This is a genomic window from Methanobrevibacter sp. (genome assembly GCF_045116495.1).
Classification (GTDB): domain Archaea; phylum Methanobacteriota; class Methanobacteria; order Methanobacteriales; family Methanobacteriaceae; genus Methanocatella.
Map to the genome: position 1 here is coordinate 1 of NZ_JBGULU010000101.1, position 14,967 is coordinate 14,967.

Sequence of the window (14,967 nt, forward strand, 5' to 3'; positions counted from 1 at the left end):
TTCTAATTTTTCTTCAACTTTTAATGAAGTTACAGTGTCTATTGGAGTGAAAACGTTAACTTCTAATTGGAGATAATCTTCTTGAAACTCCTCATAGAATTTAATTTGCAATTTGTCATATGTGATTTCACTTTGAATTAGATTTGGCAGTTCAAAAATAATTTTTTCCAGTCCGCTGTCCTGTCTGAGGAATCCGCATATTTTCTCAAAGTCTTCATCTGGAAATTGAAAGTTTTCCATTAGGAATTTTTCTAAAGTCATGGTGCCGGTTTTTTCTTTATAGGATGGATGAAATATTCTTTCTGTTTTTTGAAACTTCTGAATCATTAAATTAACCTCCTATTGGTATTGATTGATAAAATATGTTATATTTAACATTCTATTTAAACATTTGGTATTATTTGAGGTCAATTTTTAGTAATGAAAGCAATATTGAGGTCAATTTGTAAAATATGCCTAAAACTATGGGTTAATGATGAATTTAGTGTGTATCATTTGAAATTTAGAATGGTTTTAAAAAAAGAGTTTTTTGGAAACTCCTGTGAGTTTCCTAGATTAATTTTTGAATTTCTTCACGAACGATCTTGTTGACCATTCCGCCGTCGGCTTTTCCTTTAAGCTGTTTCATGCACATTCCCATTAAAGGACCCATAGCTCCCATTTGACGTTCCTTAACCATTCCTTCATTGTTCGCTACAATTTCGGCAATGATTTTAGCCACATCATCTTCGCCAAGCATGGTTAAATTGTTTTTCTCCGCAATTTCAGGGATATCCATGTCAGGGGTCTTGATGGTTTCAACAGCCAGTTTACGAACGCTGTCCTTTGCAATTTTGCCGTCGGCCAAAAGGGTAAATATTCCTTTGAAGTGTTCAAGAGTCAATACATTAACGTCATGACCTTCCCTTTTGATTTCTCTTAAGTCATATGCAAGAAGTGAAGCTACCGGTGTTGCATCCACATCAACGTCAGCCAAAATGGATTCAAACATGTCTGCTTCCTGCCTTTTGACAAGCTGTGTTGCCAGATCTTCACTTAACTTGTACTCCTCAATGATTCTGGCCTGTTTCACGTCAGGAAGTTCAGGCAGGTTGTTTGCAATAGGTTCAACCCTGTCAGCAGTAATTTTAAATAAAGGAATATCGGTTTCAAGATACATTCTGTTTGCAGTCGGAAGCGGCCTCATGTATTCGGTGTTTCCGTCATCCAATGCCTTACGGGTTTCCTCAACAACTCCATCCAAACCTAATTCAGCTCTTCTTTTAACCTCTTCAAGTGCTGAAACGGCAATGTCTTCATCGTGAGCAACAATAATAAATGCATCCTCATCACCGATGTTTAAAAATTCAGCGATTCTGTCAACTTCATCCTGTTTAATTCCGTAAGCCGGCAATTCGTCTGAGTGGAAAATACCTGCAACGCCACGTTTTTTGGCATAGCTTGCAATTTCAGTACCGAATCTTCTTCCCGGCTGTACTTCACGGCCAATCAAACCGTCGTAACCTTTTAAGACAACTGCTTTGATTGTTTCAGCAGATTTCAATATTTTGGATTCGGTGTCTTCAAGCAGTTCATCGAGATCATGAATTTCATCTAAAACTTCTGCATTTCTTGCGTTAAGTTCTTTTTTAATGTCAATTAAAGCTAACTGTCTTTGAACTTCACGGTTTACGATTTCAGCCATTAAATCCAAGTCCTGCACACCTTTGATTTCCACACGTGCACCTTCGGCAATGGAAATGTTCAAGTCCTGTCTGATTGTACCGAGACCTCTTTTTACATTGGTACTCCTTAAGATCTGACCGAGCATGTATGCAACTTCCCTGACCTGGTCCGGGTGGTGCATTGAAGGGTCTGTTGTGATTTCTGCAAGAGGTATTCCCAGTCTGTCAAGTCTGAATTCGGTAAATCCGTCTTTGGTTTCAACTCTTCTTGCGGCATCCTCTTCAAGGCCCAGACTTTCAATCACGACTCTTCCGTATGGGGTGTCGAGGTATCCGTCGGTTGCAACCATACCTGTTCTCTGGAATCCTCCGGTGTTACTTCCGTCGATTACCTGTTTTCTCATTGTGTGGAATTCATCCACGATATGCATGTTCATCAGACATGCTATGGTAATACAGATGTCAAGAGCTTCTTCATTTAAACTGTGAGGAGGTTCGTCATCGTTTTCAACAAGACATGTATGTTTGGCGAAGTTTTCATATTTGAAATTCAATCCTCTTAAGGACTCCTGAAGAGCTGCCCTGTCGATTTCTCCAAGCTCGGATTGGGTCGGTCTTAATTTTCTTTGAACAAGTTCATCAAAATCATCATCAACAAGCTCTGTTTTACATGGACAGAATAGCTTATGTTCACTGTTTAGCTGTTGGTGAATTTCAAGTCCCATCATTAATCCTAATTTTTCATAATCCATTCTATCACCCTAGTTTAAGAAATCCTTGATTGTGGATTTTTCTCCAAATTCACCTGCAACATTTGTTTGCATAATCTCTTTAACTTTTTCGTAATCATCGCTTTGACCTAATGCCCAGCATAATTTGACGTAGGTAGTTTCAGGGGTCATGTCAATTCCTGAAATTACTCCGGCATCAATAATGTTACGTCCTGTTGAGTAAACGTTCATGTTGACTCTTCCGTAAAGGCACTGTGAAGTCATAACTATTGGGATATTTTCATCTTTAGCTCTTTTGAATGAGTCAATGAGGTCGTTTGGAACATGTCCAAGACCTGTTCCCTCAATTACAATGCCTTTGTATCCTTTGTCAATATGATATTCAATGTATTCTTTGGATATTCCCGGAAAGCTTTTGACAAATCCTACTTTCTCTTCAATGGCGGTATTCAGTTCCAGTTCATTTTCTCCACGTTTGGTGTAAACATAATCAGGATTGATGCTAACCTTTTTGTTCTGGATTTTAGCTATTGGCTGAGCGTTGATGCTTCTGAAAGTGTCTCTTCTTGAGGTATGCATCTTCCTTACTTTGGTACCTTTGTGAAGGTAGGTGTACTCGTCATTTAAACTTCCATGCATACAGACACAGACTTCTGCAATGTCTGATTTTGCAGCAATCACAGAATCAATCAGGTTGATATTTGCATCGCTTGAAGGTCTGTCTGAACTTCTCTGAGCACCTGTAATTATGATTGGTACAGGTGTTTTAAGCATGAAGCTCAATGCAGCGGAAGTGTAGTGCATTGTATCGGTACCATGAGCTATCACAACACCGTCAGCACCATCGGAAATGTCATTTGCAATTTCTTCTGCAGCCTTAACCCAGTATTCGGGTTTCATGTCCTCACTTAAAATATTGTATAATGCCTTAACATTGTAATTTGCATAATCCAACAATTCAGGATTGGCCTTTACAAGATCGGATGCAGTAAATGCAGGGTGTACCGCTCCGGTTCTGTAGTCAATGACGGATGATACTGTACCCCCGGTTGAAACGATTGAGAGGTTCTGTTTGGATTCATCATGCGGAATTTCAGTTTCTCCAAATCCGATTTTAGGCTTTTCTCCTTTTTCAATAAGTTCTGCTGTAGTATTTTCAATAGCTACTCCAATGTTATATCCACTTGATAATTTAATTACAAGATACCCGTCATCCGCATCTTCTGGCCTATCAAGTAAAATACCGGTATAAGAGATGTCTTCCTTGTTGACTTTGATTTTATCCCCTATACCTAAACCATATTTTTCTATATAATTTTCAGCATTTTCTTTATAAGTCATTAAATCACACTAATAATTGTTTTTAATCCATTCGGCTCCTGCTTTGAGAACTTCAATGTTTACGTCAATTACTTTAGGTTTGGATGCAAACATTTCACGAATAGCATTTTCATAAGATTCACGTTTTAAAACATCGCCCAGTTCAGTCAGTGCCCCTAAAAGTGCAGTGTTTGCTGTTCTTGCATTTCCATGCTCTTCAGCAATATCTACACATGGCATTGCAATGACCTTAACGTCACGGTCGGTTTCAAATTCTCCGATTTTTGAATCGTAAAGGATTACTCCGCCTTCTTTAACGTCCTGTGAGAACTGCTCGAGAGAAGGTTTGTTTAAAGCAATGAGAATGTCAATGTCATCAACAACTGGTGTTCCTATGGTTTCATTGGATATTACAACTGAACAGTTGGATTTTCCACCTCTCTGTTCAGGTCCGTAGCTAGGGTACCATGAAACATGTTTTCCTTCGGCACATGCGGCCTGAGCTATTGTAAGGCCTGCACTTAAAACTCCCTGACCTCCGAATCCAGAAACTTTGATGCTTACAGGTTCAATATCCTCATCAACATATCCTGAACCTTCGCTTCTGTTCACGTTAAATATTTTATCCAATGACTCTGTTGAAAAGTCACTTGCAGGTCTTTGGACAGGCTCTTTGGTGTACATATTGTTTCTGAAGTTTTTAACAGGGAATTCCTTTTCCATTTGTTCTTCAATGAATTTTTGAGCACTAACTACATCCTGTTTCAGGTTGGTAGGACAAGGTGAAAGCACTTCAACAAATGAATATCCTTTTCCTTCCTTCTGTATGGTAAGTGCCTGTTTGATTGCAAATTTCGCAAGCCTGATTTTCAGAGGGTTTGCAAGGGATACCCTTTCAATGAATACAGGTGCTTTCAGGGTGTTGATCAATTCGCACATATGGGTAGGGTGTCCTGCATAGTCAGGATCTCTTCCGGTCTGGCATGTTACTGTCTTTTCACCGATTAAGGTGGTTGGTGCCATTTGCCCACCGGTCATTCCGTAAACGGTATTGTTTACGAAAAATACTGCAATTTTTTCTCCTCTGTTTGCAGCCTGTAATGTTTCGTTTAAACCGATGGAAGCCAAATCCCCGTCTCCCTGATAACTCATAACGATTGCATTGTCTTCTGCTCTTGAGATGCCTGTAGCTACTGCAGGCGCTCTTCCGTGTGCAGTCTGGAAGTTTCCGCAGTTGAAGTAGAAATATGCGTATACTGAGCATCCTACAGGAGAAATCATAACACATCTTTCCTGGATTCCGAGCTCATCCATACATTCTGCAATTAATTTATGTAAAATTCCATGTCCACAACCGGCACAGTAGTGAGTTGACTGAATATTGGTTCCTTTTCTAGGATATTCCTCTAAAAGAGATTGTGGATTTCTACGTACTTTTAATTCATAATCTTTATTTTCTTTATCACTCATCTTTCCACATCCCTAATCAATTATATTTGGACTGGCCTTTTCCTCACTTCTTTCGGATAAGTCTATGTCTTCATCTTCAATTCCTGCGATTTCATAAATTTTGGCAAGAATTTGTTTTAATTCAATTAAATTTCCACCCATTCTGTTAACAAGGTGTGTGTCTTCTTTTCTGAGTGCTGCAAACTGCACATCAGCCAATAGCTGACCGTTGCTCATTTCAACAGAAATGAAACTGACTCCTTTGTCTGCAAGTTCTTTTACTTTGTCAACTGGGAAAGGTGATAATGTGATTGGTCTTAAAAGCCCGACTTTTATGTCTTTCTCACGGCTTTTGTCAACTGCTGATCTTGCGATTCTTGAACTGATACCGAATGATACCAAAACGATATCTGCATCTTCAACCTGATATTCCTCATAAATTACTTCTTCAGCTTCGATTTGCGCGTATTTTTCCTGAAGTTTGAAGTTGAAGTCTTCCAGATCATTGAAATCATTGAAAATTGAAGTAATGAGATTGTCCATTGTTTCTTCAGTTCCTTTTACTGCCCATGGTTTGTCATTTTTCGGTTCAATAGCCTTTTCAGGGAACACTAGCGGTTCTGCCATTTGTCCTAATGTACCGTCTGCAAGGACCACTACAGGATTTCTCCATTTGTCTGCAAGTTCAAACGCTTTCATGGTTAAGTCACACATTTCCTGAACGCTGTTTGGAGCTAAAACAATGTTTTTGTAGTTACCGTGACCTCCGCCTTTGACAACCTGATTGTAATCTCCCTGTTCAGGTCCGATATTTCCAAGCCCAGGTCCTGCTCTCATAATGTCAACAATAACGGCAGGAAGTTCAGCTCCTGCAAGGAAAGTAAATCCTTCCTGCATTAAACTGATTCCAGGTCCGGATGATGAGGTCATTACTCTGTGGCCGGTACCTGATGCACCATAGACCATATTGATTGATGCCTCTTCACTTTCAGCCTGTACAAAGTTTCTTCCAACCATCGGGAAATATTTGGACGCTTCGTGTAAGATTTCACTTGCAGGTGTAATTGGGTATCCGAAGAAACAGTCGCAACCGGCATACATTGCACCGATGACAACTGCGGTATTTCCTTTAACCATCTGATTGCTCATTTAGTTTCCCCCTTGATTAACTGCTTTGGCCTTAATCATCTTAGCGACTGAATCGTTAACAATCTTTTTATATTGATGTACTTCTAGCGCTAATGGTTCAGGACAGGTAAAGTAACAGTCTTTACATCCTGTACATCCATTTCCGCTGTAATATGCAAACTGATATCCTGCGTCATTCATGTCTTGTGATAGTAATATTGCATTTTGAGGACATCCGACTATACATCTCATACAGCCTTTGCAGATTTCCTTATTAATAACTGGATAAGATATTTCTTCTTCTGTCATTTATATCATCTAAATTAATTTTCATTGTCTTTTTCTCTGATTTCAACTCTTCTTATTTTACCGCTGATGGTTTCAGGAAGTTCATCAACATACTCAACCATCCTTGGGTATTTATAAGGAGCTGTAACTCTTTTAACATGATTTTGAATGTCTTTAGTTAATGATTCTGATGGTTCGAAACCAGGCTGCAGAACAATACTTGCCTTTACAATCTGGCCTCTGACTTCATCAGGATAAGCGGTAATAGCACAGTGAGCCACTGCTTCGTGGGACAATACTGCACTTTCTACTTCATAAGGCCCGATACGGTAACCTGAAGATTTGATGATGTCGTCGTTTCTTCCGACAAAGTGAACATATCCCTCTTCATCAACCCATGCGGTATCTCCGCAGTGGTAATATCCGTCGTGGATTTGCTGTCTGTATTTTTCATCATCATTTACATAGTCTTTAAATAATCCAGGAATAGGTTCATCGCCCATTTTAAAACAGAGTTCACCTTCTTCACCGATTTCAACTTTATTGTGATCTTCGTCCAATAACTCCAAATCAAATAACGGGGAAGGTTTTCCTATGGAAGCGATTTTTGCATCCAACCAGATGAATGTTCCGATTGACAATGTGGTTTCTGTCTGGCCGAATCCTTCTTTAATCCTTAATCCTGAAATGTCATAGAATCTTTCGGATACTTCAGGAGGCAAAGGCTCTCCAGCGGTAGTAACGTATTTTAAATTGGAAAGGTCATATCCCTCAATATTTTCTTTAATCATGAATCTGTAGATTGTAGGAGGAGCACAGAAGGTGTCCACTTTATTTTCAATGATTTTGTCAAGAAGTTTCAATCCATTGAATCTGTTGTAATCATAAATGAATATGCTTGTTCCTGCAATCCATTGGCCATACAAGTTTCCCCAAACTGCCTTTCCCCATCCGGTATCTGCTGCGGTGTGGTGGATTCCGTCTTCCACTACATTATGCCAGTATTTTGCTGTAGGGATGTGTCCTAAGGAGTAGGTATGCTTGTGTGAAACCATTTTCGGAAGTCCGCTGGTCCCTGAAGTGAAGTAGATTAGGAAAATCTCTTCTGCATAGGTTTTGTCTTCACCTGTAGGTCTTTCGAAAACGTCACTTTCATTTTCGATTGCTTCATTGAAATTTATCCAGCCTTCCCTGTCGGTTTCGATAGCTAATTTTATCAAATCAATTTCCAGTGACTTTTCCGCTTCCTCATAATCCGGTAAAAGTGTATCCTCTTCAACTGAAACTACCATTTTCACCTTTGCTTCCCTTAATCTGAAATCAATGTCATGAAGCTTTAACATATGGGTTCCAGGAATTGCGATTGCTCCAATCTTGTGCAGCGCTACCATACAGAACCAGAATTCGTATCTGTTTTTTAGGGTAAGCATTACACAGTCGCCTTTCTTGATGCCCAGTTTTTTAAATAGGTTTGCGGCTTTGTTTGAGTATTCCTTCATTTCTTTGAAGGTGAATGTATGATTTTCATCCTCATCATTTGTCCATATCAATGCAATTTTTTCCGGATCGATTTCTGCATACTTGTCCACTACATCGAATCCGAAATTATAATCATCTTCATATTTTAATTTAAAATTTTCATGAAAGTCTTCATAAGAGTCATAATCAACTCTTTCTACAAAATCTCCTATTACTGATGTCATTTAATTAACTCCTTGTAAACGTTATATGATCACTGCTAAAAATTTAGCCGGTTTATCGTTAAGTGCTACCATCGCGTGTCTGTGCGCTGAATCGAAGAAGATGCAATCTCCTTCGTTTAAGATAATTTCGTTATTGTGAATATAAATTTTTAAGGAACCTTCAAGGACATAATTGAATTCCTGTCCTGGGTGTGAATTAAGTGAAGGCTGAGGATTCTTTTTTGGATCCACAGTAACAAGGAATGTTTCAGCATTTTTATGAATGAATTTGGAACATAAGTTTTCGTGGGTATATTCTTTACTTCTGTCCACTGAAACTCCCTTGTTTGCACGGGTAACATCGAAGATGCTCATTCTGCTTTCTTCACCTGTTAATAATAATCCTAAATCAACTTTAAAAATGTGTGCAAGTTCGTATAAGAAGCTTGCTGGGATGTCTATTTCGCCGTTTTCATATTGGATGTAGGTTTCTTCTGTAATGTTCAAGTCTTCTGCAATTTCTTTAATAGTAATGTCTGATAGTTCTCTCAATTCTCTAATTCTATTTCCAATATCTTTATTGTATTCGTTCATTCATAAACACCTTATTTTTTTTAAATGTTTTTTTATTATAATATAATATTATAACATATTCTAATTTTTGATTTTGAAGTTATATAAACCTTATTAAAAATCGTGATAATTCATTATAAATTTAACTAAAAAAAATTTTTTAAATTTACATTTTTGTTCAAAATAAGAAAAGTTTTATATATTACAAACTATAATTTTAATTTAATTGATTTGATAGGAGATTATAAAAATGGCATCTAACGAAATTGGTACTAATGTTATTTTCAAAAAACAATTGGGTTTGAATTTTGAAATAGACCAAAAATATGTCGGTTTAAAAATGAAGGAAAATAATATTTTATCTTTTAATTTTAGAGTACCTGGAAGTTTGAAGGATGAAGTTGAAGCATATTTTAAAAGATTCAAATTAGGTGAACCAATCATGGTCGATATTGGCGGAACCGGAGATATCAAATGCGATTTTAAAGGAATTTCTCCAGTTTTAAAAAATAAAGAGCAATTTGACCAGTACTTTATCTCAGCTACTTTGCAGGAAGATAAACAGTATAATCCTTTAGAAGAAGAAAAATGTGAAACATGTAGTGGATGCGGATTCCACTAACTTTCAAATTTTTAACCCAAACTTTTTTTCAATTGACCTGTTTCATGAATAATGTATTTTATTAGCAGAAATGTTGCCGCTAATACGATTATTGTTGCAGGAATTATCCATGGGAACTGTCCGATAATATAATCTATGGATGTCAGTGCCAGAATTGTCGCAGCAACATTATTTATGAAATGAACACTCATCGGAACAAGAATGTTGTCTGTTTTTAAATATAGGATGCACATGCATATTCCAAATAAAAATGCACTTGTTATTCCTCCGAAATCATGTCCTATTGCAAATATGAATGATGAAATCAGCATTGCCGGAATGATCCCCACTCTTATTTTCAGTCTGTTGAATATGACTCCCCGAAACACCAGTTCCTCTAAAAGAGGTGCAAATATAATTGATGCAATTGCGCTTAACAGGAATGCTCCGGCAGACACGTCAACTGAGTCAATGTCAAAGCCTGTAACCCAGCTGGGATCATAAAATCCCATCAGAAGGTCAAGGGCTGCAATCAAACAGGTGAATAAAAATGCAAATATGATGTTAAGAACAAATACATATAGTATTTCATTTCGAGTTTTTTCAACAAATAAATTTTCAAAATTCTTCGTAAGGCCGGTTGTACCTTTTAAGGCCCAAATAAAAAATAATAAAACACATGATAAAAGAACTATAAAAAATAAATCGCTGTTGTTTTCAATTTCCGGAAAAATTATCAAAAGTATAATGACAAGTATAAAACTGATTACAAGGCCGACAGCAAGATCTCTTAGTCTTATAGTTCTCAACCGTATATTGAAATCGGTAACACTTTTATCCATATTAATAATTCCTATAAAATTGTTTCAAACCATTTTACGGTATCTTTAAGTTGTTGTTCAAAGTCATCAGAATCCACTCTGCAGTTAATCTTTGCCAAATTGCTGATATCTGCAAGGGAATGTTTGATGTCTCCCTGTCTTTCAGGCAGATATTTTGGCTGCATGTCACTGTTGAGTGTTTTTCTAACGATTTCATAAAGCTGATTAATGCTTAGCTTTTTACCGGATGCGACATTTATTATTCCGTTAAAGTCGGATTCGGCCGCATTAACATTTGCTCTGACAACGTCTTTTATAAAAATGAAGTCTCTGGTCTGTTCGCCGTCTCCGTAAATCTCAGGCTGTTTTCCTTCTAAAATGGAACTGATGAAATTTGGTATTACTGCGGCATATTGTGAATTTTTATCCTGTCCTGGTCCGAAAACGTTAAAATATCTTAATGAAACATAATTCAATCCATAACTGTCATAAAATGCCTTCAAATAGAGTTCACAGCTGGCTTTTGATGCAGCATACGGTGACATTGGCATTGGCTGTTCTGTTTCTTTCAGAGGCATGTTTTTATTTTGTCCATAAACGGATGAGGATGATGAAAATATAATTTTTTTAACATCATTGTCGACGGCAGACTTTAAAAGCTTAATGGTGGCATTAACATTTATATCACTGCATTCGACCGGTTCATCGATACTTAAAGGAACACTGGCCATTGCCGCAAGGTGGAAAATGTAATCTATATTTGATGTCAGGTCATTCAAATCCGTATTACGGATATCCTCTTTGACGATTTTTAAATTTTCATGATTGGCATCTTTTAAGTTGTTAATCTTACCAGTAGATAAATTATCAAGAATGAGGACTTCATTCTCATCTAATAGTTCATTAGCTATGTTAGAACCAATAAATCCAAGTCCACCGGTAATTAAAATATTTTTATTCTTCATTAAGCCACCAATTATTAATTTTAATTATGTTTAAGCTATTAATATTAATTTTAAGTAACAACATTTATATATTTTTATATAATATAATTATTATTTAAGAGGAGTCTAATAATATGTTTGATTTTATGTATAATACCATATTTTTTGCTTCTTATGGTAATTTTTATGGGCTTGCAAATATAACAATCAGTTCATTTGATGTTTTATTAGCTTATTTTGTCACTATTATTGTTTCAATTATAGTTGCATTAATTTTAAAACTCCCATTATTACCTGGCAAACCATATAGGTATTCTTTTGATGTTAGTGCTATATATCCGACTCCGATAATAGCCATTGGTATTTTTTCTATTTTTTTAGTTTTAAACTACACTTTCATGTATAATGGTATCGTATTGGCTGTTATTATTGGTATTTTATCTGCATTGTTTGTGAAATATTTGTTTGATTTTGTATTTCCAAAGCCTTTAGATGGAGATGAGGGGGAGGATATGTGATGAATGAAGTGATTGGAATAATAATTGCTGCAATTCTATGTTGGTTGAATTTTGTAATTGTTGATACATATTTCGGACTTCCCGAGCAACCTGGAGTAAAAGGAGCCAGGATTATTGGTGAAAATGTCGAAAAAAGAGGGGGAGACATTGCTGGTGGATTTTTCCAAGGAAACATTGTATGTTCTCCAGATGCATCCGCCGGTACTTTAATAGCTTCTATTGGATATTTGCTTTTAGGAATTTCTGGAGGAATTATAGCGGCATTCTTTGTATTTATGGGAAACAGATTGTGCGCTGATCCAGGTTATGCCGGAACTGTCGGAAGCTTAACCGCTACTGTAATAATTACTGTCTGTTCATTTTTAGGATTCACTCCGGAAATGTTTATTGTGGGTATGGTTATTGCAATATTGACCGTTCAGGGTCTCGACCATAAAAGGGCTTCAATCGTTTTAGGCAAGATTGCAGAAAAATTCAATAGGCATGCTTGAGAGTGGTAATATGTATGTTGAAATAATTGGTATTATAGTCATTTTTGTTGCATTAAGAGCATTAATAACCAAAAATAGGGCTGAAAGATTATTATATTTAAATGTAATTGGTTTTGGAGTTTCAGCTTTAATTGCATTGGTAATTAACACTCCATTTGCTCTTGTAGTCGCAGCAGCATTCTTTATTTGTTCTACAGTTAGTGCAAATGCGATTGCATACACATTAAATAGGCTAGATGATGAAATACTATTGGAGTGAGCTAAAATGGATTTCGTTTCAATAATTGCAATTGCTTTAATGGTAATCGGTGCATTTGGTATCATATTCCTTAAAAAGCCATTAGATAAAGTGATAATGTTTACAATACTTGATGCAGGATTTGTTTTAGCTGTTGTATTATTCAAATATCTGGATGTGGCTATGTTTGCGGCATTAGCAGGTCCTTTGTCTACATTGGTATTTATCCTGTCTATTGTGAAAGTTAATGATATTAGAAAAAAGAAGCTGGAAAGGGGTGAGATAAATGGTTAGTGTCCCGTTATTCTTTTATTTTGGAATATTTCTAGCTATTGTAGGAAGTTTGGCTACAGCATGGGGTCCTGGAGTAAAAGACCCTATTATAAGAACATTCAATACTGAAGTTGCATCTGTTGGAGTTTGTTTGGTATTATTATGTTACAATCATGTTTTGGCATTATTGACTTTGCTTGCAACAACTGTAATCATTACTTTAATCTTATTTAGAGCTATTATTCGCTTGGAAGAAATGGGGGCAGATGTATGAGGATAGGAGTTTTATGGAATAAACTGGCAGACCCTAAAAATATTCCTCGTCTGTTTGCATTTTCTTTAGGAATTATCTTAATCATCGGTTTCATTGTTCCGATGGCATTGAATCCGGATCAATTGTATGTTAGACCGGCTCCTCAAGAACAAATTGATGCTGGATTAGCAATCGCTCCTTATGATAGGGGTGGTGAAGTATTGTCTCAACCTGGAATAATTAAGCCTCAATATCCTGATAATGCAGCCAGTTTGGGAATGATAACTGGATATATGTCTCCATTGGCACAATGGGTATCGTCGATTTCACCGTACTTTGGTACATCAATTTATTCATCCCCAGGAGGACTTATAGATGAAATACTGTACTATACAAGAGGTTTCGATACCATATTGGAATCAAGCATACTGATGATGTCATTTATCATCGCATCATGGTTATCTATAAATTACACTATGAATCGTAAAAACGATGAAAACGAAATAAAGCAAGACGTTAAAAAGGCCATTTCCGATTCAACAAAAGTGGCCAGAGAAGTTAATGCAAATGATGAAAAAGCAAGACAAAAGCAGCTAAGGAGGGATAACTGATGGTATTTATACCTCCGTATGTTCCTGATGCTTTCGTATCAATGTATTTGCCTGCAATATACGCAGGTTTAATCGTTGGTTTTATTGGCTCAATGGCAATAGCTTTGAAAAGAGAAGAAATTCATATTCTTATCTTGACTGATTTGATAGGTCTTGCAATGATTTTCGTTGTATCTGCAGTTGGAACTGACCTTGCAGAAGCATTAATCTTGCCGGGTTTGGTAGTGGAACTTGCAGAAACCCTGGCAATTTCTGAAATTTTACTTACAAGAGAAATGCGTAAAATAGAGCAAAATCCAAGAAGAAATCTTTCAAAATCTTCTTCAATGTTTCCACAGTCATTTGCATTGAATATGGAAATTTTAAATACTGCTCCTAATTTTATTGCATTGGTATTAATTGGATATGGTATTTTCCTGACTGGTTTTACTGGTGGTGCAGTAGCTGGTGGAGGAATTGTATTTTATGCATTATCCAAAAAAGCAAGAGGACTTCCTGTGTTAATGTTGGATGGTATTGCAGGAGTTTCTGGTATTGCATGGTGCTTATGGATTATAGGATTTTTGTTATTCTTTGTAGCACCTCAATATTGGTTATTGAGTTTATTCTTGGCAGCATGTGGATTACTGTTAAAAGTAGCTTCAAAAGTAGGACTGATTGGACTGCTTATGAGAGAGGATTTTGATAAGGAGTAGGTGATGAGTATGGATTTTGTTACACTTGGAGGAAATTTACTTGGAACAATTCCGCTTGGAGATATTGTGTTATATCTTACACCATTTAACTTGTTCCTTTTCGCGGTTTTACTCGGATTTACAGTAATGATAGCTTTGAGTAAACCTGAAACTCAGATAGAGGCTACTATGCATTATTTACATAATACTGAAGTTAAAGTTGGTCCTAAGGAATTTAAACAGAGAAGGTTCCTTTCAATAGTCTGCGGTCTTGCATCAGCAGGTGCAATGATAACAGGGGATTTATTTAACTTCACATTGTTCATGGCTTTGGTGGGTATTTTGAATATCGGTATTGTATCAGCCGTAAAGCAAACCACTGTTTTAAATTCTGCATTTAACTACGGTTTAATAGCTATGATGTGCAGTTTACCGTTATTTGGTGGTGCAGCCATAATTCTCGCATCAACCGGAACTTTAAGTTTGGCGGTTTTATCTCAAATGCCTGCAAGTCCGATGGTGGTCTTCGGTGCTGTGTTAATGTTGATAGGTATTTTAGGTGAAAGTGGAGTAGCGCCGTTCTTTGCAAGTAAGGCAGAAATGTTCAGGACTGCTGGATCTCCATTCATTGTTATTATTCACTTAAGTTCATTGTTTATTATTGTAAGAGCTGTTGAAATTTTATTATTGGTATTGTGGTAGATGGTA

19 protein-coding genes are annotated in these 14,967 nt (G+C 36.7%); 9 read left to right on the plus strand and 10 right to left on the minus strand.

Translation table 11 applies throughout. The features are described 5' to 3' along the window. The 8 genes from ACJMLH_RS05520 to ACJMLH_RS05555 form a co-directional block, all read right to left on the minus strand. A partial coding sequence (locus ACJMLH_RS05520) for a hypothetical protein (RefSeq protein ID WP_405275541.1) occupies positions 1–327 on the minus strand: 327 nt, incomplete at its 3' end. A gap of 223 nt (positions 328–550) precedes the next feature. Then, positions 551–2,416, minus strand: a complete 1,866-nt coding sequence (gatE, locus tag ACJMLH_RS05525) for a Glu-tRNA(Gln) amidotransferase subunit GatE (protein WP_405275543.1) — start codon at positions 2,414–2,416, stop codon at positions 551–553. A 9-nt stretch (positions 2,417–2,425) separates the two neighbouring features. After that, on the minus strand, positions 2,426–3,736 hold the full coding sequence (gene gatD / locus ACJMLH_RS05530; protein WP_405275545.1) for a Glu-tRNA(Gln) amidotransferase subunit GatD: 1,311 nt from the start codon (positions 3,734–3,736) through the stop codon (positions 2,426–2,428). A gap of 9 nt (positions 3,737–3,745) precedes the next feature. Beyond that, positions 3,746–5,185, minus strand: coding sequence for a 2-oxoacid:acceptor oxidoreductase family protein (locus ACJMLH_RS05535; protein ID WP_405275547.1), 1,440 nt, complete (start codon positions 5,183–5,185; stop codon positions 3,746–3,748). A gap of 12 nt (positions 5,186–5,197) precedes the next feature. Further along, positions 5,198–6,313: a 3-methyl-2-oxobutanoate dehydrogenase subunit VorB gene (locus tag ACJMLH_RS05540; RefSeq protein ID WP_405275549.1), complete on the minus strand. Its 1,116-nt coding sequence runs from the start codon at positions 6,311–6,313 to the stop codon at positions 5,198–5,200. Continuing rightward, positions 6,314–6,601, minus strand: coding sequence for a 4Fe-4S dicluster domain-containing protein (locus tag ACJMLH_RS05545; RefSeq protein ID WP_405275551.1), 288 nt, complete (start codon positions 6,599–6,601; stop codon positions 6,314–6,316). Positions 6,602–6,615: 14 nt separating this feature from the next. Next, positions 6,616–8,283 (minus strand): AMP-binding protein, encoded by a 1,668-nt coding sequence (locus ACJMLH_RS05550; RefSeq protein WP_405275553.1) that lies wholly within the window; start codon positions 8,281–8,283, stop codon positions 6,616–6,618. Between the two features lie 21 nt (positions 8,284–8,304). Beyond that, positions 8,305–8,856 (minus strand): helix-turn-helix domain-containing protein, encoded by a 552-nt coding sequence (locus ACJMLH_RS05555; protein WP_405275555.1) that lies wholly within the window; start codon positions 8,854–8,856, stop codon positions 8,305–8,307. A 229-nt stretch (positions 8,857–9,085) separates the two neighbouring features. Between ACJMLH_RS05555 and ACJMLH_RS05560 the strand changes: the two genes are divergently transcribed. Continuing rightward, on the plus strand, positions 9,086–9,457 hold the full coding sequence (locus tag ACJMLH_RS05560) for a hypothetical protein (RefSeq protein WP_405275557.1): 372 nt from the start codon (positions 9,086–9,088) through the stop codon (positions 9,455–9,457). A gap of 11 nt (positions 9,458–9,468) precedes the next feature. On the opposite strand, the gene ACJMLH_RS05565 is transcribed toward ACJMLH_RS05560, so the two are convergent. Together ACJMLH_RS05565 and ACJMLH_RS05570 are read right to left on the minus strand one after the other, a co-directional pair. Further along, positions 9,469–10,278, minus strand: a complete 810-nt coding sequence (locus ACJMLH_RS05565) for a CPBP family intramembrane glutamic endopeptidase (RefSeq protein WP_405275559.1) — start codon at positions 10,276–10,278, stop codon at positions 9,469–9,471. A gap of 11 nt (positions 10,279–10,289) precedes the next feature. After that, the gene (locus ACJMLH_RS05570; protein ID WP_405275561.1) at positions 10,290–11,222 is read right to left on the minus strand and encodes an NAD-dependent epimerase/dehydratase family protein; all 933 of its coding nucleotides are present in this window, start codon (positions 11,220–11,222) and stop codon (positions 10,290–10,292) included. A gap of 113 nt (positions 11,223–11,335) precedes the next feature. On the opposite strand from ACJMLH_RS05570, the gene ACJMLH_RS05575 reads away from it, so the two are divergent. Genes ACJMLH_RS05575 through ACJMLH_RS05610 form a run of 8 tightly spaced genes read left to right on the plus strand, consistent with a single transcriptional unit; the run spans position 11,336 to position 14,961 of the window. Next, positions 11,336–11,719: an energy-converting hydrogenase A subunit A EhaA gene (locus ACJMLH_RS05575; RefSeq protein WP_405275563.1), complete on the plus strand. Its 384-nt coding sequence runs from the start codon at positions 11,336–11,338 to the stop codon at positions 11,717–11,719. Further along, positions 11,719–12,210, plus strand: a complete 492-nt coding sequence (locus ACJMLH_RS05580; RefSeq protein ID WP_405275565.1) for a hypothetical protein — start codon at positions 11,719–11,721, stop codon at positions 12,208–12,210. Before ACJMLH_RS05575 ends, ACJMLH_RS05580 begins: the two co-directional genes overlap by 1 nt. Positions 12,211–12,220: 10 nt before the next feature. Continuing rightward, on the plus strand, positions 12,221–12,469 hold the full coding sequence (locus ACJMLH_RS05585) for a DUF2109 family protein (protein ID WP_405275567.1): 249 nt from the start codon (positions 12,221–12,223) through the stop codon (positions 12,467–12,469). 6 nt (positions 12,470–12,475) lie between these two features. Next, entirely contained in the window at positions 12,476–12,742 is a 267-nt protein-coding gene (locus ACJMLH_RS05590; RefSeq protein ID WP_405275569.1) for a DUF2108 domain-containing protein, read from the plus strand. Further along, entirely contained in the window at positions 12,735–12,995 is a 261-nt protein-coding gene (locus ACJMLH_RS05595; protein ID WP_405275571.1) for an EhaE family protein, read from the plus strand. Before ACJMLH_RS05590 ends, ACJMLH_RS05595 begins: the two co-directional genes overlap by 8 nt. Further along, positions 12,992–13,585 (plus strand): EhaF family protein, encoded by a 594-nt coding sequence (locus tag ACJMLH_RS05600; protein ID WP_405275573.1) that lies wholly within the window; start codon positions 12,992–12,994, stop codon positions 13,583–13,585. The genes ACJMLH_RS05595 and ACJMLH_RS05600 overlap by 4 nt, the downstream gene beginning before the upstream one ends. Continuing rightward, on the plus strand, positions 13,585–14,280 hold the full coding sequence (locus tag ACJMLH_RS05605) for an EhaG family protein (RefSeq protein ID WP_405275575.1): 696 nt from the start codon (positions 13,585–13,587) through the stop codon (positions 14,278–14,280). Before ACJMLH_RS05600 ends, ACJMLH_RS05605 begins: the two co-directional genes overlap by 1 nt. A 9-nt stretch (positions 14,281–14,289) precedes the next feature. Further along, positions 14,290–14,961, plus strand: a complete 672-nt coding sequence (locus ACJMLH_RS05610) for a hypothetical protein (RefSeq protein WP_405275577.1) — start codon at positions 14,290–14,292, stop codon at positions 14,959–14,961. The last annotated feature ends 6 nt before the right edge of the window (positions 14,962–14,967 follow it).